This window comes from Marmoricola sp. Leaf446 (assembly GCF_001424755.1).
Lineage (GTDB): Bacteria > Actinomycetota > Actinomycetes > Propionibacteriales > Nocardioidaceae > Marmoricola.
Window position 1 is genome coordinate 509,635 of sequence record NZ_LMRF01000006.1, and the last position, 19,676, is coordinate 529,310.

Below are 19,676 nucleotides of genomic sequence, written 5' to 3' on the forward strand. Positions count from 1 at the left end.
CCGTTACCGCCTGCGGTCCGTGACGAGCACCTGCTGGAGCGCCTCGAACTCCTCGACGCACTTGCCCGCGCCCAGGGCGACCGAGGTCAGCGGGTCGCTGGCGATGTGGACCGGCATCCCGGTCTCGTGGCGGATCCGCTCGTCGAGGCCCAGCAGCAGCGCACCGCCACCGGTCAGCACGATGCCGCGGTCCATGATGTCGCCGGCCAGCTCGGGCGGGGTCTGGTCGAGCGTGGTGCGCACGGCGTCGACGATGCTGTGCAGCTGCTCCTCGATCGCGCGACGGATCTCGGGGCTGGACACGTTGACGGTGCGGGGCAGGCCGGAGACCATGTCGCGGCCGCGGACCTCGGCCTGGCGCTCCTGCGGGAGCGGGAAGGCCGACCCGAGGGTCATCTTGATCTCCTCGGCGGTGCGCTCCCCCAGCATCAGGGAGTGCTCCTTCTTCATCCAGGCCACGATCGCCTGGTCGATCTCGTCACCGGCGGTGCGCACGCTCAGCGTGGTCACGATGCCGCCCAGCGAGATCACGGCCACCTCGGTGGTGCCGCCGCCGATGTCGACGACCATGTTGCCGGTCGCCTCGTGCACCGGCAGCCCGGCGCCGATCGCGGCGGCCATCGGCTCCTCGATGATGTAGACCCGGCGGCCGCCGGCCTGGTAGCCGGCCTCCTTGACCGCACGCTGCTCCACGGCGGTCACACCGCTGGGCACGCAGATGATCATCCGGGGCTTGGCGAAGTAGCGGCGCTTGTGCACCTGCTGGATGAAGAAGCGCAGCATCTCCTCGGTCGCGTCGAGGTCGGCGATGACGCCGTCCTTGAGCGGCCGGATGGCGGTGATGCCGTCCGGCGTACGGCCGATCATGCGCTTGGCCTCGTGGCCGACCGCCAGGATCTCCTGGGTCTGCTCGTGCAGTGCCACCACCGACGGCTCGTCGACGAGGATGCCGCGGCCACGCACGTAGACCAGCGTGTTGGCCGTGCCGAGATCCACCGCCATGTCACGGCCGATCAGACTGTTGGGCATCGCTACGCCTCGCTGTTCCCGGGGAAGCGGGAGGCCGCACGTCCTCCCGTGACGCGAGGGTATGAGCCCGGGAAGGGCCTAGGGCGACGACACGCCGCCGGTCCGGGAGCTCAGCGCGCGGGGAACCAGAGCGCGATCTCGCGCTCGGCCGACTCCGGGCTGTCGGACCCGTGCACGAGGTTCTCGCGGTTGGACAGCGAGAGGTCGCCGCGGATGGTGCCGGGGGCCGCCTTGCGGCCGTCGGTGGCACCGTTGAGGCCGCGCACGACCTCGACCGCCTCGTCGCCCTCGAGCACCGCGGCGAGCAGCGGGCCGCTCGTGACGAAGTCGCGCAGCGGCGGGTAGAAGTCGCGCTCGACGTGCTCTGCGTAGTGGGCGTCGGCCTGGGCCGCGTCGATGTGGCGGAGCTCGAGCGCCACCAGGGTCAGGCCCTTGGCCTCGAAGCGGGACAGGATCTCCCCCACCAGGCCCCGGCGGACGGCGTCGGGCTTGAGCAGGACCAGGGTGCGCTGCGACATGGGAGCAACCTAGGGCAAGGAGCGGGCCGGGCGGCAGACCGGGCCGCATGACGGGCGGCAGGACGGGCGGCAGGATGGGCCCATGCGTGTCATGGAGTTCGACGAGTACGGCGGTCCCGAGGTGCTCCACGAGGGCACCCGCCCCGACCCCCACCCCGGGCCGGGGCAGGTGCGGGTGCGCACCACCGCGGTCGGGGTCAACCCCTACGACTGGAAGGTCCGCTCCGGCGCGATGGCCGCCTTCGCGCCGGTCACCCTCCCCCACGTCCCCGGCAGCGAGGCCGCCGGTGTCGTCGACGAGCTCGGCGACGGCGTCGAGGGCGTCGCGATCGGCGACCGGGTCCTCGGCTCGGGCAGCGCCGCCACCGCCGAGCACGTCGTGCTGCGGCGGTTCGTGCGGGTGCCCGACGGACTCACCGACACCGAGGCCGCCGCCCTACCCGCGGCGGCGGAGACCGCCGCCCGCGCGCTGCGCCTGCTGGGCCTGGCGCGCGGTGACCTGCTCGTGGTGGACGGCGCGGCCGGCGGCGTCGGCACCGCCGTCGTGCAGCTCGCGGTCGCCCGCGGGATCGAGGTCGTCGGCACCGCGTCGGCCCACAACCACGACCACCTGCGCGACCTCGGAGCGGCCGCCACGACCTACGGCCCCGGGCTGCCCGACCGCGTCCGGGCGCTGACGAGCGCGCCGGTCGCCGGGGCGCTCGACCTGGCCGGACGCGGGTCGGTGCCCGAGCTGGTCGGGCTGACGAGCGACCCGCACCGCGTGCTCACCCTCGTCGACTTCGGGGCCGCCGAGCTGGGCGTCCAGGTCAGCGACGGGAGCGAGCCCGCCGGACCCGCCCTGGAGGAGGTGGCCGAGCTGGTCGCGCAGGGCCGGTTCCGGGTGGTGCTCGACGAGGTGCTGCCGTGGACCTCGGTGGCGCAGGCGCACGCGCGCAGCCAGGAGGGCCACGCCCGCGGCAAGCTGGTGCTGCGGGTCGACTAGGACCCGTCGGCGCCGGTCTGCGGAGCGCCCGGGAAGCGCCCGGTGGCGGTCCACTCGGCCCGCTCGCGCTCGATCTTGGCCCCCAGGAAGTACGCCGTGGCCCACAGCGCCAGGAAGACCAGGCCCAGGAAGACCATCGCCCGGACCTCGATGCCCACGGCGATCGCGGCCACCTGCACGGCCCACCCGACGGCGTACGCCCACCGGAACCGCAGCAGCCCGGCGACCAGCACGCAGGCCACGAGCAGCCCCACGCCGATCACCACGGCGGTGCCGGCCGGCACCCCCGCCACGGCGATCAGGACCGGGGTGCTCAGGCCGAACGCGATCGCCTCGAGGCTGAGGATCGCGGCGCACAGGCGGCGCTGCATCAGGCCTCCCGCTCGCGGGTGTGCTCGCGGGTCCGGACCAGCAGGCTGCGGGCCTCGCCGACGGTGACGACCGAGCCGGTGACGAGCACCGCCCCCGAGCCGATCGCCTCGCCGAGCGCCCCGCCGGCCTCCGCAAGTGCGGCGGCCTGGTCGACGGCGTCGGAGAGCCGGTCGGCCTCGCTGACCCGGTCCTGGCCGAAGATGCCCCGTGCGACCTCGGCGAGCTCCGCCGGGGACGTCGACCGGTCGCTGCTGTTGCGGGTGCACACGACGTGGGCCAGGACCGGCTCGAGCTCGGAGAGCAGCCCCTCGACGTCCTTGTCCCCCATCACCGCGATCACGCCGATCAGCGGGGAGAACACGAACGAGTCCTCCAGGGCGGCGACCAGCGCTGCGGCCCCGTGCGGGTTGTGGGCGGCGTCGAGGACGACGGTGGGCGAGCGGCGCACGACCTCGAGGCGGCCGGGCGAGGTCACCTCGGCGAAGGCGGCCTGCACCACCTCGGCGTCGAGCGGGTCGTCGCCGCCGACGAAGGCCTCCACGGCGGCCAGCGCCAGGGCGGCGTTCTGGGCCTGGTGGGCGCCGTAGAGCGGCACGAAGAGGTCGTCGTAGCGGCCGCGGAGCCCCTGCAGCGAGAGCACCTGCCCGCCGACGGCGGGGGTGCGCGCGGCGACGCCGAAGTCGATGCCCTCGCGGACCAGGGTGGCGCCCACCTCGGCGCACCGCTCGGCCACGACCACGGCCACGTCGTCGTCCTGCACCGCGCTGACGACGGTCGCGCCCGGCTTGACGATGCCGACCTTCTCCAGGGCCACCGCCGCCGGGGTGTCGCCGAGGTAGCGCGCGTGGTCCACGGCGATCGGGGTCAGCACCGCGACTCCCGCGTCGATGACGTTGGTGGCGTCCCAGGTGCCGCCCATGCCGACCTCGACCACGGCCGCGTCGACCGGGGCGTCGGCGAACGCGGCGTACGCCATGCCGACGACGGTCTCGAAGAACGACAGCGGGTGCGGGCCGTCCTCGTCGACGAGGTGGGTGTAGGGCGCGACGTCGTTGAAGGCGGCCACGAAGGCCTCCTCGCTGATCGGCTCCCCGTCGAGGCTGATCCGCTCGGTCATCGACTCCAGGTGGGGGCTGGTGAACCGACCCACCCGCAGCCCGAGGGCGACCACCAGCGTCTCGACCATGCGCGCGGTCGAGGTCTTGCCGTTGGTGCCCGTGAGGTGGATCGCGGGGTAGCCCCGCTGCGGGTCGCCCAGCAGCTCGAGGAACGCGGTGATCCGGTCGAGGGACGGCTCGAGCCGGGTCTCGGGCCAGCGGCTCAGCAGGGCGTCCTCCACCTCGGCGTAGGTCTCGGCGGGACGGGCCTGCGGCGGGAGCTCAGTCATGACCCCCCGAGTCTAGGCGGCACCCCTCCCTCCGGCCCGAGGTGCCGCCGCCGAGCCGGTGAGGCGTTTCGTAGGATCCGGGCATGACCTCCCCCTCCCCGTCCGACGCGTCCACGCCGACCGCCGCACCCGCGGTCGTCGTACCGGACCGGGCCGCGCTGGAGGGCCTCGAGGCGACCTGGTCGCAGCGCTGGAAGGAGCAGGACACCTACGCCTTCGACCGCACCCAGCCCCGCAGCAACGTCTACTCCATCGACACCCCTCCCCCGACGGTCTCGGGGTCGTTGCACGTCGGCCACGTCTTCAGCTACACCCACACCGACCTGGTCGCACGGTTCCAGCGGATGCGCGGCAAGTCGGTGTTCTACCCCATGGGCTGGGACGACAACGGCCTGCCGACCGAGCGGCGCGTGCAGAACTACTTCGGGGTGCGCTGCGACCCCTCGCTGCCCTACGACGCCGACTTCACGCCGCCGCAGAAGCCCGACCCCAAGCGGCAGGTCCCGATCAGCCGGCCCAACTTCGTCGCGCTGTGCGAGCAGCTGGTCGAGGAGGACGAGCAGGTCTTCGAGCAGCTGTGGCGCACGCTGGGCCTCTCGGTGGACTGGTCGCAGCACTACACGACCATCGGGCCGAAGGCGCAGACCGTGAGCCAGCGCGCGTTCCTGCGCAACTTCGCCCGCGGCGAGGCCTACCTGCAGGAGGCCCCCACGCTGTGGGACGTGACCTTCCAGACCGCGGTCGCCCAGGCCGAGCTCGAGGCCCGCGAGTACGCCGGCGCCTACCACCGCGTCGCCTTCCACGGCGCCGACGGCCCGGTCCACATCGAGACCACGCGGCCCGAGCTGATCCCGAGCGTGGTGGCGCTGATCGCCCACCCCGACGACGAGCGCTACGCCGCGCTGTTCGGCACCACCGTGACCTCGCCCGTCTTCGGCGTCGAGGTCCCCGTGCTGGCGCACCCGGCGGCCGAGCCCGACAAGGGCGCCGGAATCGCGATGTGCTGCACCTTCGGCGACCTGACCGACGTCACCTGGTGGCGTGAGCTGCAGCTGCCCGTGCGCACCGTCGTCGGGCGCGACGGGCGGCTGACCCGGGAGACCCCGTCCTGGCTGTCCGCGCCGGCGGCAGCAGCGGCGTACGCCGAGCTGGCGGGGAAGACGACCTTCAGCGCCCGCGAGGCGATGGTCGACGCGCTGCGCGGGTCCGGAGACCTCGACGGGGAGCCCAGGCCGACCCAGCGGATGGCCAACTTCTACGAGAAGGGCGACAAGCCGCTCGAGATCGTGGCCACGCGGCAGTGGTACCTCACCAACGGCGGCCGCGACGCCGACCTGCGCACCGAGATGCTCGAGCGCAGCGCCGAGATCACCTGGGTGCCCACCCACATGAAGCACCGCTACGACAACTGGGTCGGTGGTCTCAACGGTGACTGGCTGATCTCGCGGCAGCGCTTCTTCGGCATCCCGTTCCCGGTCTGGTACCCCCTCGACGGCGAGGGCGAGCCCGACTACGAGCACCCGCTGATGCCGCGCGAGGAGCAGCTCCCCGTCGACCCCTCGACCGACGCGCCCGCCGGCTTCACCGAGGACCAGCGCGGCCGCCCGGGCGGCTTCATCGGCGACCCTGACGTGATGGACACCTGGGCCACCTCCTCGCTCACCCCCCAGATCGCCGGCGGCTGGGAGAGCGACCCCGACCTCTTCGAGCGCGTCTTCCCGATGGACCTCGCCACGCAGGCGCACGACATCATCCGCACCTGGCTGTTCTCGCGGGTCGTCCGCGCGCACTTCGAGAACCACGCCGCCCCGTGGACCCACGCCCTCATCTCGGGCTTCATCGTCGACCCCGACCGCAAGAAGATGTCGAAGTCCAAGGGCAACGTCGTCGTCCCCTCTGACGTCCTGGACAAGTACGGCGCCGACGCGGTGCGCTGGCGTGCCGCCATGGCCCGCCCGGGGCTGGACTCCCCCTTCGACGAGACCCAGATGAAGGTCGGCCGTCGGCTGGCGATGAAGGTGCTCAACGTCGCCAAGTTCGTGCTCGGCAGCGTGGGCGCGACCACGGTCGACCCGGCCGCGGTCACCGTCCCGGTCGACCGGGCGCTGCTGGCCCGGCTCGACGCCACCGTGGTCGAGGCGACGCGCGCGTTCGAGGCCTACGACTACACGACCGCGCTGGAGGTCTCCGAGCGGTTCTTCTGGGACTTCTGCGACGACTACGTCGAGCTGGTCAAGGAGCGCGCCTACGGCGGGGAGGGAGACGGGGACGACCCCGACACCGCGTCCGCCCGCGCCGCGCTGGCCACCGCGCTGCACGTGCAGCTGCGGCTGTTCGCCCCGTTCCTGCCCTACGCGACCGAGGAGGTGTGGTCGTGGTGGCAGCAGGGCTCGGTGCACCGCTCCCCGTGGCCCACGACCGAGGAGCTCGGTGACACGACCGGCGGCGACGCCGCTGCGCTGACGGCCGTGGCAGCGGTGCTGGCGGGGGTCCGCGGCGCCAAGTCGACGGCCAAGGTCGGGATGCGCACCCCGGTGCTGCACGCCCGGGTCGCGGGACCGGCCCCGGCTCTGGACGCCGTCAGGGCCGCCGAGCGCGACCTGCGCGCCGTCGGCTCCATCACCGGCGAGGTCGAGCTGGTCGAGGCGACCGGCGACGTCACGGTCGAGGCCACCCTGGGCGATCCCCCGCCCAAGCGCTGAGGTCAGCGGCCCCGGCCGTGCCCGCCCCGGCCGGGTGCACCGTGGCGGTCGGGTCGGGCGGCCTTGTCGGGGCGAGCGGCCCTGTCCGGACGGGCGGCCTTGCTCGGACGGGCCGCCTTCTCGTCGCGTGCGGGCCGGTCGGCCCGCTCCCGCACCGCTCGCGCCGCACGATCGGGTCGCTGCGGCCGCTCGGGCCGGGCGACCGGCGCCGGCGCGACGGTCGCGACCGCCCGTACGGTCACCGTACGGCTCCGACCGACGCCCTTGCCCTTGTCGGCGCCGTTGCCACCGCCGTTCCCGCTGCCGGCCGCGACGCCGACCGGCGTGGGCCGTGCCACCGCTCCTGCCTGCACCGTCGGCCGGGACGGCTGGGACGGCGGGCCCGGCTGGGCCGTCGTCGGCTTGGACGGGGCAGCCGGCGTGGTCGGTCGTGCCGGGGCGGGCGGGCGCGCGCTCACCGCGCGCGTGGTGGGCGCCTTCGCCGGACGGGGCTTGTCCTCACGCGCGGGCCTGGAGGCGGCGGAGGCGGGTCGACCGGCGGCGGTGACGACCGAGGAGGTCGACCCGGCGCTCCGGTCGGCGGACACGCTGGTGACCGCGGCGACCGGCGTCGCGACCGGGGCGAACCCGGTGCTCGACGTGGTCGTGAGGGTGGTGGTGGGCGCGCCGCCCCCGCCCACGAACGGCGCGGTGAGCGCCTCGGGCAGGGGCGTGGGCGTCGGACCCGGGGGGTTCGGCCGGGCGGTTAGCCGGCCGCCGAGGAGCAGCGTGGTCGAGGGCACCGCCGTCACGGGCGCTGCCGCCGCCCGGTCACGGACGACGTCGGACTGGGTCAGTGACTGACCCAGGATGAGTGCCGCCAGGCAGCTCACCCCGAGGAACGCCAGCAGCGGTCGCCGGTGTTCTCCCTGCATCGCTGCCTCCCCCCACATCACGGCCACGTGGGCCGCCCCCGTAATGCCAAGAATACGGGCAAAAACGGACCAGCGGTGGGTGGTCTAGCAAAGCGGGCAGGTGGTCTACCCGCGACGGCCGGGAACTAGGCCGACTTCTTCTTCTTGGGCGCCTCGCGCGGCACCAGGGTGGGGTTCACGTGGTCGGAGACGACGTCGCCGGTCACCACGACCTTGCCGATGTCGGTGCGCGAGGGGACGTCGTACATCACGTTGAGGAGGACCTCCTCGATGATCGCCCGCAGCCCGCGGGCGCCGGTGCCGCGCTCCATCGCCTTGTCGGCGATGGCCTCCACGGCGTCGGCGGTGAACTCGAGCTCGACGCCGTCGAGGTCGAAGAGCTTCTGGTACTGCTTGATCAGCGCGTTGCGCGGCTCGGTCAGGATCTGCACCAGCGCGGCCTGGTCGAGCTTGTTGACGCTGGCGATCAGCGGCAGCCGGCCGATGAACTCGGGGATCAGACCGAACTTCACCAGGTCCTCGGGACGCACCTGGTCGAACATCTCGTCGGGGTCGGTGTCGTTGGTGGCCCGCATCTCGGCGGTGAAGCCCAGCGACTTCTTGCCCACCCGCTGCTCGACGATGTGCTCGAGACCGGCGAACGCCCCGCCCACCACGAACAGGATGTTGGTGGTGTCGATCTGGATGAACTCCTGGTGCGGGTGCTTGCGCCCGCCCTGGGGCGGCACCGAGGCGGTGGTGCCCTCGAGGATCTTGAGCAGCGCCTGCTGCACGCCCTCGCCGGAGACGTCGCGCGTGATCGAAGGGTTCTCGGCCTTGCGGGCCACCTTGTCGATCTCGTCGATGTAGATGATGCCGGTCTCGGCCTTCTTGACGTCGTAGTCGGCCGCCTGGATCAGCTTGAGCAGGATGTTCTCGACGTCCTCGCCGACGTAGCCGGCCTCGGTGAGCGCGGTCGCGTCGGCGATCGCGAAGGGCACGTTGAGCATCCGGGCCAGCGTCTGGGCCAGGTAGGTCTTGCCGCACCCGGTGGGGCCGATGACCAGGATGTTGGACTTGGCCACCTCGACCGCGTCCTCACGGCTCTTCGACGAGCCCGACGCCACCCCGGCCTGCACCCGCTTGTAGTGGTTGTAGACCGCGACCGCGAGCGACTTCTTGGCCTGCTCCTGCCCGATGACGTAGGAGTTGAGGAACTCGAAGATCTCCCGCGGCTTGGGCAGCTCGTCGAGACCCACCTCGGAGGTCTCGTTGAGCTCCTCCTCGATGATCTCGTTGCACAGGTCGATGCACTCGTCGCAGATGTAGACCCCGGGGCCTGCGATGAGCTTCTTGACCTGCTTCTGGCTCTTGCCGCAGAAGGAGCACTTCAGGAGGTCTCCCCCGTCACCGATCCGTGCCATGCACACCCTCTTCGTCGGACTGGGCCCCGGCGACCCAGTGCATCCGGCACCGCCCGGGGGCGGTGTCTCGAAACCGTACTCCGATGTCGCCGCTCCCACGTGGGGACACGGCGACCCGGACCGCGCGGGACCTGGCTAGCGCCCGGCCCCGATCGCCACGGCCTTGCGCGACTCCAGCAGCGAGTCGATCAGGCCGTACTCCAGCGCCGCCTGCGCGGTGAGGATCTTGTCGCGCTCGATGTCGAGGTTGACCTCGGCGGGCGTCTTGCCCGAGTGCTCGGCGATGAGGCGCTCGAGCAGCTCGCGCATCCGCAGGATCTCGTTGGCCTGGATCTCGATGTCCGAGCTCTGGCCGTAGGTGCCCTCGGTGTAGGGCTGGTGGATCAGGATCCGGCTGTTGGGCAGCGCCAGGCGCTTGCCCGGCGCACCGGCGGCCAGCAGCACGGCCGCGGCGGAGGCGGCCTGGCCCAGGCACACCGTCTGCACGTCGGGCTGGATGAACTGCATGGTGTCGTAGATGGCGGTCATCGCCGTGAACGAGCCACCGGGTGAGTTGATGTAGATCTGGATGTCGCGCGAGGGGTCCATCGACTCCAGGCACAGCAGCTGCGCCATCACCGCGTTGGCGATGTCGTCGCTGATCGGGGTGCCGAGGAAGATGATGCGGTCCTCGAACAGCTTGGCGTAGGGGTCGATGCGACGGACGCCGTAGGACGTCCGCTCCTCCCACTGCGGGATGTAGTAGTTCATGTCGAGCTCGATTCTGGTCGCGTCGGGACGGTCGGGAGGGTCACTTGCCGCGGGCCGGGCGGCCCTCGTCGGCCGCCTCGCGCGCGCTGCTGATGACGTGGTCGATGAAGCCGTAGTCCTTGGCCTGGCTGGCGGTGAACCAGCGGTCGCGGTCGGAGTCGCGCTCGATCTGCTCCAGGGTCTGGCCGGTGTGCTCGGCGATCAGCTCCTGCATCACCTTCTTGATGTGCAGCGACTGCTCGGCCTGGATCCGGATGTCGGAGGCGGAGCCGCCCATGCCGCCCGAGGGCTGGTGCATCATGATGCGCGCGTGGGGCAGGGAGTAGCGCTTGCCGGCCGTGCCGGCGCAGAGCAGGAACTGGCCCATCGAGGCCGCGAGGCCCATGGCCACGGTCGCGACGTCGTTGGGGATGTAGTTCATGGTGTCGTAGATCGCCATGCCGGAGTCCACCGAGCCGCCCGGGCTGTTGATGTGGAGGAAGATGTCGGCCTCGGGGTCCTCCGCGCTCAGCAGCAGCAGCTGCGCACAGATCGCGTTGGCGTTCTGGTCGCGCACCTCGGAGCCGAGGAAGACGATGCGCTCGCGGAGCAGGCGCTGGTAGATGTGGTCGTCGAGGCCGTAGGAGCCCCCGCCGTTCATCTGCGGTGCGACCCGGTCGGGCCGGTCGGACGTGGAGTTCTCAGTCACGGGACCGACCCTAGACGGCCGCTCCGACAATTCCACGGGCCCACCCCCCGTGTTCGCCCACAGCGGATCAGACGGGCGCCTCGTCGCGCGTCGGGGGGTCGGTGCGGTCGCGCAGCCAGCCCTTGATCGCGGCGTACACGTCGTCGTGGTTGAGCAGGTCGAAGTGCCCGCCGCGGATGTGCAGCGTCTCGGCCCCCGGGAACATCTCCGGACCTCGACGCGGCCGGCCCAGCGCCGAGGCGTAGGGCACGAGCATGTCGCCCAGCGAGCCGGCCGAGACCGACCGCGGCGAGCTCGACAGGGTCGCTGCCACGAGGCGGTAGCGCGCCCTCGGGAGGTTCTGCACGTCGCGGGCCAGGCCGTGACGCAGGTCCAGGATGCCCACCGAGCGGTACTCCAAGATCCGTCCGAAGGGCGCGGACTCCGGCAGCCGCCCGAGCGCCGCGACGCCGCGGTCCACGACCCGTTCGAGCGGCGCGCCGAGGTGGGGGGTGCCCAGGCAGACCACGTCGGTGACGAGGTCGGTCCACGGGGTGTCCCGGTCGGTCGTCACGGCGCAGGCGGCACGCAGGATCAGGCCGCCCATCGAGTGGCCCACCAGCGCCAGCCGGCGCACGTCGGTCGGCCAGCACTCCACGAGCCGGTCGAGCAGCGCCGCCATGGCGACGCCGTTCTCGGCCACCGGGAGCCCGGTGTTGACCCGGACGAAGACCGGGGTCCAGCCGTCCTCGGTCCGCAGCCGCTCGCCGTAGCTGGTCGCGGCCGCGGGCCGGTCGTCCTGCCGGGGCCGTGCCTCGCGGTTCCAGAACGCCTCGTTCTCGCACAGGCCGTGCACGAAGACCACGACCCTCTCACCCGCGTCTGGGAAGGCGGCGGCCACGCCGGCCTCGTCCAGGACGACGTCGTGGTGGCCCACGCGGACGCCCATGTCGAAGGCGAAGGGATGGGCCTGCTCGGTCAGCCGGTCGCCGATCAGCCCGTTGACCGCCGAGGTCAGGAAGCGGCCGTGGGGCGTGTCCTCCAGCCGGCCCCCGACGCCGGTGCGACCGACCTGCGTCAGGCCGCGGGCGCCGGCCTTGAGCCCGAGGCTGAGGCCGCCGTAGACGCACCGGGCGATGCCGTCGTGGACCCGGTGGGAGACCGTCGGCCCCCCGCCGTTGAGCTTGTCGTTGAGCCCGTGGATGCGCCCGGCGATCGCGCCGTGCACGTCCCGGACGGTGCCGAGGAGGAGGTCCTCCGCGTAGTGGGCCGCCAACGCGGCCGCGTCCAGGTTGTTCGCCTCTGCCTGCTTCACAGTGAACAAGTGTTCACCGAAAAGCGGGGCCAGGTCAACGACCCGGCCCCGCTCGTCGGCGTGGTGCTCGTGCTCAGGCCTTGGCGGCGTCGCCCTCGGCGTCCGTCGCGGGCTCGTCCGAGGCGCCGTCGGCACCTTCCTCGGCGGTGTCCGTCGCGGCCTCGTCGGCGGGCGCCTCGGCGGACTCGGTCTCCTCGGCAGCGGGCTCGCCCAGGCTGCCGTCGGGACGGAGGTTCTTCAGGTCGACGGGGTTGCCGGACTCGTCGGTGACGGTCGCGGACTCCACGATGCTGGCCAGCGCCTTGCCGCGGACGACCTCGGAGACCATCTCGGGCACGTGGTTGTGCTCGAGCATGTGCTTGATGAACTCCTCGGGGTTCTGGCCCGACTGCTGCGCGCGGCGCATCAGGTGGGCCTGCAGCTCCTCCTGCTCGACGCCGATCTCCTGGCTCTTGGCGATCTCGTCGAGCAGGAACTGCGACGCGACGGCGTCGCGCACCCGCTTCTCCAGCTCGGCCTCGAACTCGTCGATGGTCTGCTCCTCGGAGTCGAGGTAGGCCTCCATCGTCATGCCCGCGTAGGCCAGCTGCTGCTCGATCTCCTGGCGACGGGCGGCGAGCTCCTCGGTGACCAGGGCCTCCGGGAGCGGCACCTCGGCGCCGTCGAGCAGCTGCTCGAGCACCGCGTCGCGCGCGGCGGCGGCCTGCTCGAGGCGCTTGCCGCGCTCGAGGCGGGTGCTGACGTCGGCGCGCAGCTCCTCGACGGTGTCGAACTCCGAGGCGGTCTGGGCGAAGTCGTCGTCGAGCTCGGGGAGCTCCTGCTCCTTGACGGCGGAGACCTTGACGGTCACCGAGACGTCCTGGCCGGCGAGGTCGCCGCCCACGAGCTGGGAGGTGAAGGTCGCCTCCTCGCCGGCGGACAGGCCGCGCAGCGCGTCGTCGATGCCCTCGAGCATGTCGCCCGAGCCCACCTTGTAGGAGTAGTCGGAGACCTGACCGCCCTCGATGGCCTCGCCGTCGGGGGCGGTGGCCTCGAGGTCGATGGTGACCAGGTCGCCGTCGGCGGCCGCGCGCTCGACGTCCTTGAGGGTGGCGAAGCGCTCGCGCAGCGCCTCGACCTGCTCCTGGACGTCCTCGTCGCTCACGGCCAGGTCGTCGACCTGCACGCTGAGGCCGTCGTACGACGGGAGCTCGATGCTCGGCCGCACGTCGACCTCGGCGGTGAACTCGAAGAGCGTGTTGTCCTCGAGCCGGGTCACGTCGATCTCGGGCTGGGCCAGGGGCTGGAGGTCGTTCTCCTGCAGCGCCTGCACGTAGAGCTGGGGCAGGGCGTCGTTGATCGCCTGGTCGAGGACGGCGCCGCGCCCGACCTGGCGGTCGATCACCGGCGGCGGCACCTTGCCCTTGCGGAAGCCGGGGATGTTCACCTGCTTGGCGATGGACTGGTAGGCCGCGTCGAGGCTCGGCTTGAGCTCCTCGAAGGGCACCTCGACGGTGATCTTGGCCCGGGTCGGGCTCAGCGTCTCGACGGCGCTCTTCACAGGTCTGTCTCCTCGTTGTGGTCGGTGGTGCGTCGTGGGGTCGGGGCGACAGGACTCGAACCTGCGGTCTCCTGCTCCCAAAGCAGGCGCGCTAGCCACTACGCTACGCCCCGCGAAGGGCTCTCCCACGGGCGTGGGAAGGCCCTTGCAGAGCGGATGACGGGAATCGAACCCGCGTCATCAGTTTGGAAGACTGAGGCTCTACCATTGAGCTACATCCGCGCGCCCGGGGCGCGCGTCAGCGCGCCTGTGCTTCTCGGGCACGGACCATCGTGCCACAGCCGCGTGCCCCGCTCCGAACCAGCCCCGCACCACCGGCGACCCGTCGGCACCGGGCTACCAGCGTCGGTGCACCACGATCAGCGCCCGGTCGTCGTTGGTGTGGGTGATCGCCGAGACGGTCCGCTCCGCGGCGCCGTCGAACCCGCGCTGGAGCATGCCCTCCCCCAGCCCGGCGAGCTTGTCGATGCCCAGCGCGATGTCGCGCGTCGCCGTCTCCACGAGCCCGTCGGTGAACAGCATCAGGCCGTCGCCGGCCGCCAGCCGGCCGCGCACGCACTCGAAGTCGGCGTCCGGGATCAGCCCCAGCACCGGGCCGTCGGAGGCGACCACGGTCCACCGTCCGGAGCCCGCGTGCAGCCACACCGCCGGCGGGTGGCCGGCCTTGCGCAGCTCGAAGTCGCCGGTCGTGAGGTCGAGGTGCAGGTGGATCGCCGTGGCGAACCCCTCGTCCCAGTCCTGGCCCAGCAGGTAGGTGTTGGCCGCGGGGAGGAACTCCTCGCCGGGCAGCGCCGAGACGATGCCGTTGAACGCCCCGGACAGGAACAGCGAGCGCGACCCCGCCTCCACGCCCTTGCCGGAGACGTCGACCAGCACCACGTCGAGGCAGTCGTCGAACGAGCGTCGCGCGACCACGAAGTCGCCGGCGAACTGGGTGCCCCCGGCCGAGCGCACGACGGCCTCCACCGACCACCGGTCGGGGAGCTCCGGCAGCACCCCCTGGCGCGAGATCCGGTCGCGCAGGTCGACGAACATCGACTCGCCGCGCGGGCCCGAGACCCCCAGCCGGCTGCGCCGGAAGGACGTGAACAGGATGATCACCGCGACCGCGAAGATGACCGCGGTGCGCACCACGGACCGGTAGTTCAGGTTCACGCTCGGCTCGAGCAGCATCACGCAGACACCCAGGCACACGAACACCGTGAACCACGGCAGCGAGCGCGGCCCCAGCCACAGGCTGCCGACGATCATCGGCAGCACGAGCGTGTTGGCGGGGACGACCGTGGGCCACGCGAAGCCGCTGACCACGAGGCCGACGGTCATCGCCACCAGCACCACGAGCGCCGGGGTGTCGGACGCGGAGAAGGAGGCCCGCAGCCGGCGGCGCGCGTCGGGCAGGGACAGGGACTCCAGCAGGCTCACGATCGGCCTACCCTACGGCGCGGGAGCGGAACACGGGCTGGCAACGCGGACACCAGAACGAGTTGCGGTGCTGCAGCTCCTCGGTGCGCACGGTCGCCCCGCACACCAGGCAGGGCTGGCCCTGTCGGCGGTAGACGTAGTTCTTCACGCGTCGGTGCTCGAGCTTCGAGGCCTCCCGGGCGACGGCGGCGTGCTCGGGCCGCAGCGTGCGGATCTGCCCGGCGCGCACCCCGTCGTGCAGCAGCACCACGAGGTCCTCCCACAGGGCCGCGAACTGGCCGCGGCGCAGCGTCCTGCCGGGCCGCAGCGGGTGCAGCCGGTGCCGGAACAGCACCTCGGCGCGGTAGACGTTGCCGACCCCGGCCACCACCGCCTGGTCCATCAGCAGCCCGCCGATGGGGGCGCGGCTGCGACTGATGCGGGCCCAGGCGCGCTCGGGGTCCGCGCCCGGGTCGAGCGGGTCGGGGCCGAGCCGGTCGAGGATGCCCTGGCGCGCCTCCGGGGTGACCAGCTCGCAGGCGGTGGCACCGCGCAGGTCGGCGTACGCCGAGCCGGAGACCAGCCGCCACCGCACCTGCCCGACCGGGTAGGGCGCCGGACCGGGCTCGGGCACGGGGCGCACCACGAACTTGCCGTAGAGGCCGAGGTGCACGTGCACGGCGCGGTCCTGCTCGAAGTCGACGAACAGGTGCTTGCCGCGCGAGCTCGCCCCCAGCAGCGTCAGCCCGTCGAGCTGCTCGGCGGACTCCTGGAACCGGCCCTGCGGGCTCCCCGAGGCCACGACGTCGCCCGCGAACGCGTCGCGCAGCGAGGTGGCCAGCCGGAAGAGGGTGTGGCCCTCAGGCATCCGGGCCGAGCCCGACCGCGGACTCCGGCAGCGGCGGCAGCTCGCCCGTCGTCTCGTACGCCGAGAGCATCCCGATCCGCCGGGAGTGGCGCTCCTCGCCGGAGAAGTCGGTGCCGAGGAAGACCTCGACGAAGCGGGTCATGTCCTCGAGGCTGTGCATCCGCCCGCCCACCGAGACCACGTTGGCGTCGTTGTGCTGGCGTCCGAGCGCGGCGGTCTCCTCGCTCCACGCCAGGGCGCAGCGGACGCCGTCGACCTTGTTGGCCGCGATCTGCTCGCCGTTGCCGGAGCCGCCGATGACGACGCCGAGGCTGCCGGGGTCGGCGACCACGCCCTGCGCCGCCCGCAGGCAGAACACGGGGTAGTCGTCCTGGGCGTCGTGGACGAAGGGGCCGTGGTCGACCGGCTCGTGCCCCTGCTCCCGCAACCACCCGACGAGGTGGTCCTTGAGCTCCAGGCCGGCGTGGTCGGAACCGAGGTGCACGCGCATGGCGCCAGGCTAGTCCGCGCCCACGTCAGGTGGCTCAGCGGGCGAGCAGGGCGTCCAGCCCGACGGCCATCGAGGCCGCCAGCCGGAAGTCGATGCGCGGGTCGGGCACCGTCACGGTGTAGCGGTCGCGCAGCGACATCTGCCGCTCCGAGCTCATCACCACCTGCCCGGTCTGGGTGTCGACGAAGTCGAAGTGGAAGGAGAACGGCAGGTCGACGAAGCGCCGCAGGATCGCCACGACCTGGTTGCGCTCGCGGCCGGTCGCCTCGAGCCCGGGCGCGCTGAGGTGGAAGGTCGAGCGCAGCAGGCTCTGGCCGAAGTCCTTGCGGAAGGAGCCGAGGTGGCCTCCCTCGGCGTCGCGCACGTCGTAGCCCGCGTTGAGGTCCATCCGCTGCCGCGCGGCGAAGGAGAACACCGGCTGGGTGCGGCCCTCGTCGCGGAAGAACGTCACCTGCTCCTTGAACGCCATCCGCTTCTGCTGCGCGATCGCCATCAGCCGGCCGTCGGACCCGTCGGGGTTCGCCTCGGTGATCGCGTAGCGGTTGACCATCATGGTCACCTTCTGGCGGACGTAGAACCGGGGCAGGTGCATCTGGGCGCTCATGGCGCACACCCTAGGAGGCCGGGGCCCGCCTCAGGGGTGCATCCGCAGGAAGCCGGCCACCTGGCGCGTCAGCGGCTCGGCGGCGTCGAAGACCGACGGGTGGCGCCAGAAGCCGTGCACCTGCCCGAGGTAGCGCGTGGCCGTCACCTCGACCCCCAGCTCGGCCAGCCGGCGGGCGAGCAGCTCGCCCTCGTCGCGGAGCGGGTCGCCCTCGGCGGTGGTGACCAGCGTCGGCGGCAGCGTGGCCAGCCGCGCGTCGCTCGAGCGCAGCGGAGCGAGGTCGGGGTCGTCGAGGTCGGCGGGCGTCCCGGCGTACTGCTGCCAGTACCACTGCGCTCCCCCGCGCTCGAAGCCCACGCCCTCCAGCCCGTACGACGCGCCCTCGCCCCGCGGGTCGAGGAACGGGTAGGTCAGCGCGAGCGCCGTGAACCGGCCCGGGTGGCGAAGTGCTGCGACCAGGGCGAGGTTGGCTCCCGCGCTGTCGCCGTGGGCGTACGCCGGGCCGGCCAGACCCTCCGCGTCGGCGTGCGCGTCCAGCCAGCCGACCACGGTGGAGACGTCGTCGGGCGCGGCCGGGAACCGGTGCTCCGGCGGCCGCCGGTAGTCGACGCCGAGCACGGCCAGGCCACACCGGTCGGCCAGGCGCCGGGCGGCGTTGTCGTGGACCTCGACGTCGTTGAGGACGAACCCGCCCCCGTGCAGGTGCACCACCACGCCCGGCGCGGCACCCGCGGGCACGTAGAGGCGGCAGGGGACGCCGTCGGTATCGACGTCACGCACCTCGGCGACCGGCTCCCGGGGCTCGGCCAGCGCCACGCGCTGCGCCTCGGCGCGGGCCGAGACGACGTCGAAGCCCGGGTCCTGGACCGGGGTGTCGCCCGCGGCGGCCTCGACCGCGCGGCGGGCCTGGGGGAACAGCATCAGCCCGCTCCCCCGTCGGAGAGCCGCGCCAGCTCCACGTCGACCACCTCGGGGTCGAGCTTGGTGAAGACCGGCGTGGGCTTGGCGACCGGGGTGCCCGGCACGACCGGACGGCGCTCCCAGCGGGCCGCGGTGGTGTAGTCGCCGGTCAGGACCGGGTAGCCCGGGCCGCCGTCGAGGTCCTCGGACTCCACCAGCTGCGGCATCGGCTGCACCCGACCCTCACCGCCCAGCACGAGGTCGACCGCGTTGGCCGAGAACGGCAGGAACGGCGAGAGCACCGTGTTGAGGTCGGCCACGCACTGCGTCAGCACGTGCAGCACGGTGCCGAGCCGCTCGCGCTGGTCCTCGCCCTTCAGTGCCCAGGGCGCGGTGTCGGTGACGTAGCGGTTGACCTCGCCCACGACCTTCATCGCCTCGCCGATCGCGGCCTTCTGCCGGTGCCGCGCGATGAGGTCGCCGACCACGGTGAAGCTCTGCTCGACCCGGGCCAGCAGCGCCTCGTCGGCCTCGGTGAGCGGGCCCGCCGCCGGGACCTCCCCGAAGCTCTTGGCCACCATCGAGGCGGTGCGGTTGACCAGGTTGCCCCACCCGGCGACCAGCTCGTCGTTGGTGCGGCGCACGAACTCCGCCCAGGTGAAGTCGCTGTCCTGGTTCTCGGGGCCGGCAGCCGCGACGAAGTAGCGGAACGCGTCGGGCTGGTAGCGGCTGAGGAGGTCGCGGACGTAGATCACGACGCGCTGCGAGGAGGAGAACTTGCGGCCCTCCATGGTGAGGAACTCGCTCGAGACCACCTCGGTCGGCAGGTCCAGCTCGCCCAGGCGGCCGGGCTCGCCGCCCCTGTCGCCCTTCCCGGAGTACGCCAGCAGCTCGGCCGGCCAGATCTGGCTGTGGAAGGTGATGTTGTCCTTGCCCATGAAGTAGTAGGACAGCGCCTCGGGGTCGTTCCACCACTGCCGCCACGCCTCGGGGTCGCCGGTCCTGCGGGCCCACTCGATGCTCGCCGAGAGGTAGCCCACGACGGCGTCGAACCAGACGTAGAGCCGCTTGCTGGGGTTCTCGCGCCAACCGTCCAGCGGGACCGGGATGCCCCAGTCGATGTCGCGGGTCATCGCGCGCGGCCGGATGTCCTCGAGGATGTTCTGGCTGAACTTGATGACGTTGGGCCGCCAGGTGCCGCTGGCCTCCCGCTCGTCGAGCCACTCCCCCAGCGCGCCGGCCAGGGCGGGGAGGTCGAGGAAGAAGTGCTGGGTCTCCACGAACTCCGGCGTCTCGCCGTTGATGCGCGAGCGCGGGTTCTTCAGGTCGGCGGGGTCGAGCTGGTTGCCGCAGTTGTCGCACTGGTCGCCGCGGGCCTTGTCGTAGCCGCAGATCGGGCAGGTGCCCTCGATGTAGCGGTCGGGCAGGGTGCGCCCCGTGGACGGGCTGATCGCGCCGTACGTCGTCTGCTCGAGGAAGTAGCCGTTGGCGTGGACGCCGGTGAAGAGCTCCTGCACCACCGCGGTGTGGTTGCGGGTGGTGGTGCGGGTGTAGAGGTCGTAGGAGATCCCGAGCGCCGCGAGGTCCTCGGCGATCACCCGGTGGTTGCTGTCGGCCAGCTGCTGCGGCGTCACGCCGGCCTCGTCGGCCGCGATCAGGATCGGGGTGCCGTGCTCGTCGGTGCCCGAGACCATCAGCACGTCGTGGCCCGCCATCCGCATGTAGCGGCTGAAGACGTCGGAGGGGACGCCGAACCCGGCCACGTGGCCGATGTGGCGGGGGCCGTTGGCGTAGGGCCAGGCGACGGCGGACAGCACTCTGCTCATGACGC

18 protein-coding genes and 2 tRNA genes are annotated in these 19,676 nt (G+C 72.5%); 2 read left to right on the top strand and 18 right to left on the bottom strand.

Translation table 11 applies throughout. From position 1 onward, the window contains the following. Positions 1-3: 3 nt before the first annotated feature. Together ASG49_RS17055 and ndk are read right to left on the bottom strand one after the other, a co-directional pair. Positions 4-1,029 carry a rod shape-determining protein gene (locus ASG49_RS17055; protein ID WP_056544316.1) on the bottom strand — a complete coding sequence of 342 codons (1,026 nt, stop codon included), beginning with the start codon at positions 1,027-1,029 and terminating at the stop codon, positions 4-6. A gap of 110 nt (positions 1,030-1,139) precedes the next feature. Next, positions 1,140-1,547, bottom strand: coding sequence for a nucleoside-diphosphate kinase (gene ndk, locus ASG49_RS17060; RefSeq protein ID WP_056544319.1), 408 nt, complete (start codon positions 1,545-1,547; stop codon positions 1,140-1,142). Between the two features lie 82 nt (positions 1,548-1,629). Here ndk and ASG49_RS17065 point away from each other — a divergent pair, with 82 nt between their 5' ends. Then, positions 1,630-2,532, top strand: a complete 903-nt coding sequence (locus tag ASG49_RS17065) for an NADP-dependent oxidoreductase (RefSeq protein WP_200936367.1) — start codon at positions 1,630-1,632, stop codon at positions 2,530-2,532. Here the strand turns inward: ASG49_RS17065 and ASG49_RS17070 are convergent. Together ASG49_RS17070 and ASG49_RS17075 are read right to left on the bottom strand one after the other, a co-directional pair. Beyond that, positions 2,529-2,903: a DUF4233 domain-containing protein gene (locus ASG49_RS17070; protein WP_056544325.1), complete on the bottom strand. Its 375-nt coding sequence runs from the start codon at positions 2,901-2,903 to the stop codon at positions 2,529-2,531. The two genes, ASG49_RS17065 and ASG49_RS17070, sit on opposite strands and share 4 nt — an antisense overlap. Continuing rightward, complete coding sequence (locus tag ASG49_RS17075; protein ID WP_056544330.1) at positions 2,903-4,291, bottom strand: folylpolyglutamate synthase/dihydrofolate synthase family protein; 1,389 nt, start codon at positions 4,289-4,291, stop codon at positions 2,903-2,905. The genes ASG49_RS17070 and ASG49_RS17075 overlap by 1 nt, the downstream gene beginning before the upstream one ends. A gap of 83 nt (positions 4,292-4,374) precedes the next feature. Between ASG49_RS17075 and valS the strand changes: the two genes are divergently transcribed. After that, entirely contained in the window at positions 4,375-6,993 is a 2,619-nt protein-coding gene (valS, locus tag ASG49_RS17080; RefSeq protein ID WP_056544332.1) for a valine--tRNA ligase, read from the top strand. A gap of 2 nt (positions 6,994-6,995) precedes the next feature. Here the strand turns inward: valS and ASG49_RS17085 are convergent, their stop codons facing one another. The 14 genes from ASG49_RS17085 to metG form a co-directional block, all read right to left on the bottom strand. Beyond that, the gene (locus ASG49_RS17085; RefSeq protein WP_056544336.1) at positions 6,996-7,907 is read right to left on the bottom strand and encodes a hypothetical protein; all 912 of its coding nucleotides are present in this window, start codon (positions 7,905-7,907) and stop codon (positions 6,996-6,998) included. 125 nt (positions 7,908-8,032) lie between these two features. After that, positions 8,033-9,310: an ATP-dependent Clp protease ATP-binding subunit ClpX gene (gene clpX, locus ASG49_RS17090; RefSeq protein ID WP_056544341.1), complete on the bottom strand. Its 1,278-nt coding sequence runs from the start codon at positions 9,308-9,310 to the stop codon at positions 8,033-8,035. 135 nt (positions 9,311-9,445) lie between these two features. Further along, a complete protein-coding gene (locus tag ASG49_RS17095) occupies positions 9,446-10,060 on the bottom strand; it encodes an ATP-dependent Clp protease proteolytic subunit (protein ID WP_056544344.1) in 615 nt (204 codons plus the stop codon). 40 nt (positions 10,061-10,100) lie between these two features. Continuing rightward, on the bottom strand, positions 10,101-10,700 hold the full coding sequence (locus tag ASG49_RS17100) for an ATP-dependent Clp protease proteolytic subunit (protein ID WP_056545019.1): 600 nt from the start codon (positions 10,698-10,700) through the stop codon (positions 10,101-10,103). Positions 10,701-10,815: 115 nt separating this feature from the next. Then, positions 10,816-12,042, bottom strand: coding sequence for a hypothetical protein (locus tag ASG49_RS17105; RefSeq protein WP_056544347.1), 1,227 nt, complete (start codon positions 12,040-12,042; stop codon positions 10,816-10,818). A gap of 73 nt (positions 12,043-12,115) precedes the next feature. Continuing rightward, complete coding sequence (tig, locus tag ASG49_RS17110; RefSeq protein ID WP_056544349.1) at positions 12,116-13,582, bottom strand: trigger factor; 1,467 nt, start codon at positions 13,580-13,582, stop codon at positions 12,116-12,118. 40 nt (positions 13,583-13,622) lie between these two features. Next, positions 13,623-13,695 (bottom strand) — tRNA-Pro (locus tag ASG49_RS17115). A gap of 38 nt (positions 13,696-13,733) precedes the next feature. Continuing rightward, positions 13,734-13,804: transfer RNA gene (locus ASG49_RS17120), tRNA-Gly, on the bottom strand. A gap of 114 nt (positions 13,805-13,918) precedes the next feature. Beyond that, a complete protein-coding gene (locus ASG49_RS17125; protein ID WP_056544352.1) occupies positions 13,919-15,004 on the bottom strand; it encodes a PP2C family protein-serine/threonine phosphatase in 1,086 nt (361 codons plus the stop codon). A gap of 7 nt (positions 15,005-15,011) precedes the next feature. Continuing rightward, complete coding sequence (locus ASG49_RS17130; protein WP_056544355.1) at positions 15,012-15,851, bottom strand: Fpg/Nei family DNA glycosylase; 840 nt, start codon at positions 15,849-15,851, stop codon at positions 15,012-15,014. Beyond that, complete coding sequence (locus ASG49_RS17135; protein WP_056544358.1) at positions 15,844-16,341, bottom strand: ribose-5-phosphate isomerase; 498 nt, start codon at positions 16,339-16,341, stop codon at positions 15,844-15,846. Before ASG49_RS17135 ends, ASG49_RS17130 begins: the two co-directional genes overlap by 8 nt. A gap of 34 nt (positions 16,342-16,375) precedes the next feature. Continuing rightward, positions 16,376-16,945 carry a hypothetical protein gene (locus ASG49_RS17140; RefSeq protein ID WP_056544362.1) on the bottom strand — a complete coding sequence of 190 codons (570 nt, stop codon included), beginning with the start codon at positions 16,943-16,945 and terminating at the stop codon, positions 16,376-16,378. Between the two features lie 30 nt (positions 16,946-16,975). After that, positions 16,976-17,866 (bottom strand): alpha/beta hydrolase, encoded by an 891-nt coding sequence (locus tag ASG49_RS17145; protein WP_056544365.1) that lies wholly within the window; start codon positions 17,864-17,866, stop codon positions 16,976-16,978. Further along, positions 17,866-19,671 carry a methionine--tRNA ligase gene (gene metG / locus ASG49_RS17150; RefSeq protein WP_056544368.1) on the bottom strand — a complete coding sequence of 602 codons (1,806 nt, stop codon included), beginning with the start codon at positions 19,669-19,671 and terminating at the stop codon, positions 17,866-17,868. Before metG ends, ASG49_RS17145 begins: the two co-directional genes overlap by 1 nt. Between the last annotated feature and the right edge of the window lie 5 nt (positions 19,672-19,676).

Excerpts from the sequence above, each read along its gene's own strand:
- ASG49_RS17055 (WP_056544316.1), bottom strand. The coding sequence starts at position 1,029 with ATGCCCAACAGTCTGATCGGCCGTGACATGGCGGTGGATCTCGGCACG.
- ndk (WP_056544319.1), bottom strand. The coding sequence starts at position 1,547 with ATGTCGCAGCGCACCCTGGTCCTGCTCAAGCCCGACGCCGTCCGCCGG.
- ASG49_RS17065 (WP_200936367.1), top strand. The coding sequence starts at position 1,630 with ATGCGTGTCATGGAGTTCGACGAGTACGGCGGTCCCGAGGTGCTCCAC.
- ASG49_RS17070 (WP_056544325.1), bottom strand. The coding sequence starts at position 2,903 with ATGCAGCGCCGCCTGTGCGCCGCGATCCTCAGCCTCGAGGCGATCGCG.
- ASG49_RS17075 (WP_056544330.1), bottom strand. The coding sequence starts at position 4,291 with ATGACTGAGCTCCCGCCGCAGGCCCGTCCCGCCGAGACCTACGCCGAG.
- valS (WP_056544332.1), top strand. The coding sequence starts at position 4,375 with ATGACCTCCCCCTCCCCGTCCGACGCGTCCACGCCGACCGCCGCACCC.
- ASG49_RS17085 (WP_056544336.1), bottom strand. The coding sequence starts at position 7,907 with ATGCAGGGAGAACACCGGCGACCGCTGCTGGCGTTCCTCGGGGTGAGC.
- clpX (WP_056544341.1), bottom strand. The coding sequence starts at position 9,310 with ATGGCACGGATCGGTGACGGGGGAGACCTCCTGAAGTGCTCCTTCTGC.
- ASG49_RS17095 (WP_056544344.1), bottom strand. The coding sequence starts at position 10,060 with ATGAACTACTACATCCCGCAGTGGGAGGAGCGGACGTCCTACGGCGTC.
- ASG49_RS17100 (WP_056545019.1), bottom strand. The coding sequence starts at position 10,700 with ATGAACGGCGGGGGCTCCTACGGCCTCGACGACCACATCTACCAGCGC.
- ASG49_RS17130 (WP_056544355.1), bottom strand. The coding sequence starts at position 15,851 with ATGCCTGAGGGCCACACCCTCTTCCGGCTGGCCACCTCGCTGCGCGAC.
- ASG49_RS17135 (WP_056544358.1), bottom strand. The coding sequence starts at position 16,341 with ATGCGCGTGCACCTCGGTTCCGACCACGCCGGCCTGGAGCTCAAGGAC.
- ASG49_RS17140 (WP_056544362.1), bottom strand. The coding sequence starts at position 16,945 with ATGAGCGCCCAGATGCACCTGCCCCGGTTCTACGTCCGCCAGAAGGTG.
- ASG49_RS17145 (WP_056544365.1), bottom strand. The coding sequence starts at position 17,866 with ATGCTGTTCCCCCAGGCCCGCCGCGCGGTCGAGGCCGCCGCGGGCGAC.
- metG (WP_056544368.1), bottom strand. The coding sequence starts at position 19,671 with ATGAGCAGAGTGCTGTCCGCCGTCGCCTGGCCCTACGCCAACGGCCCC.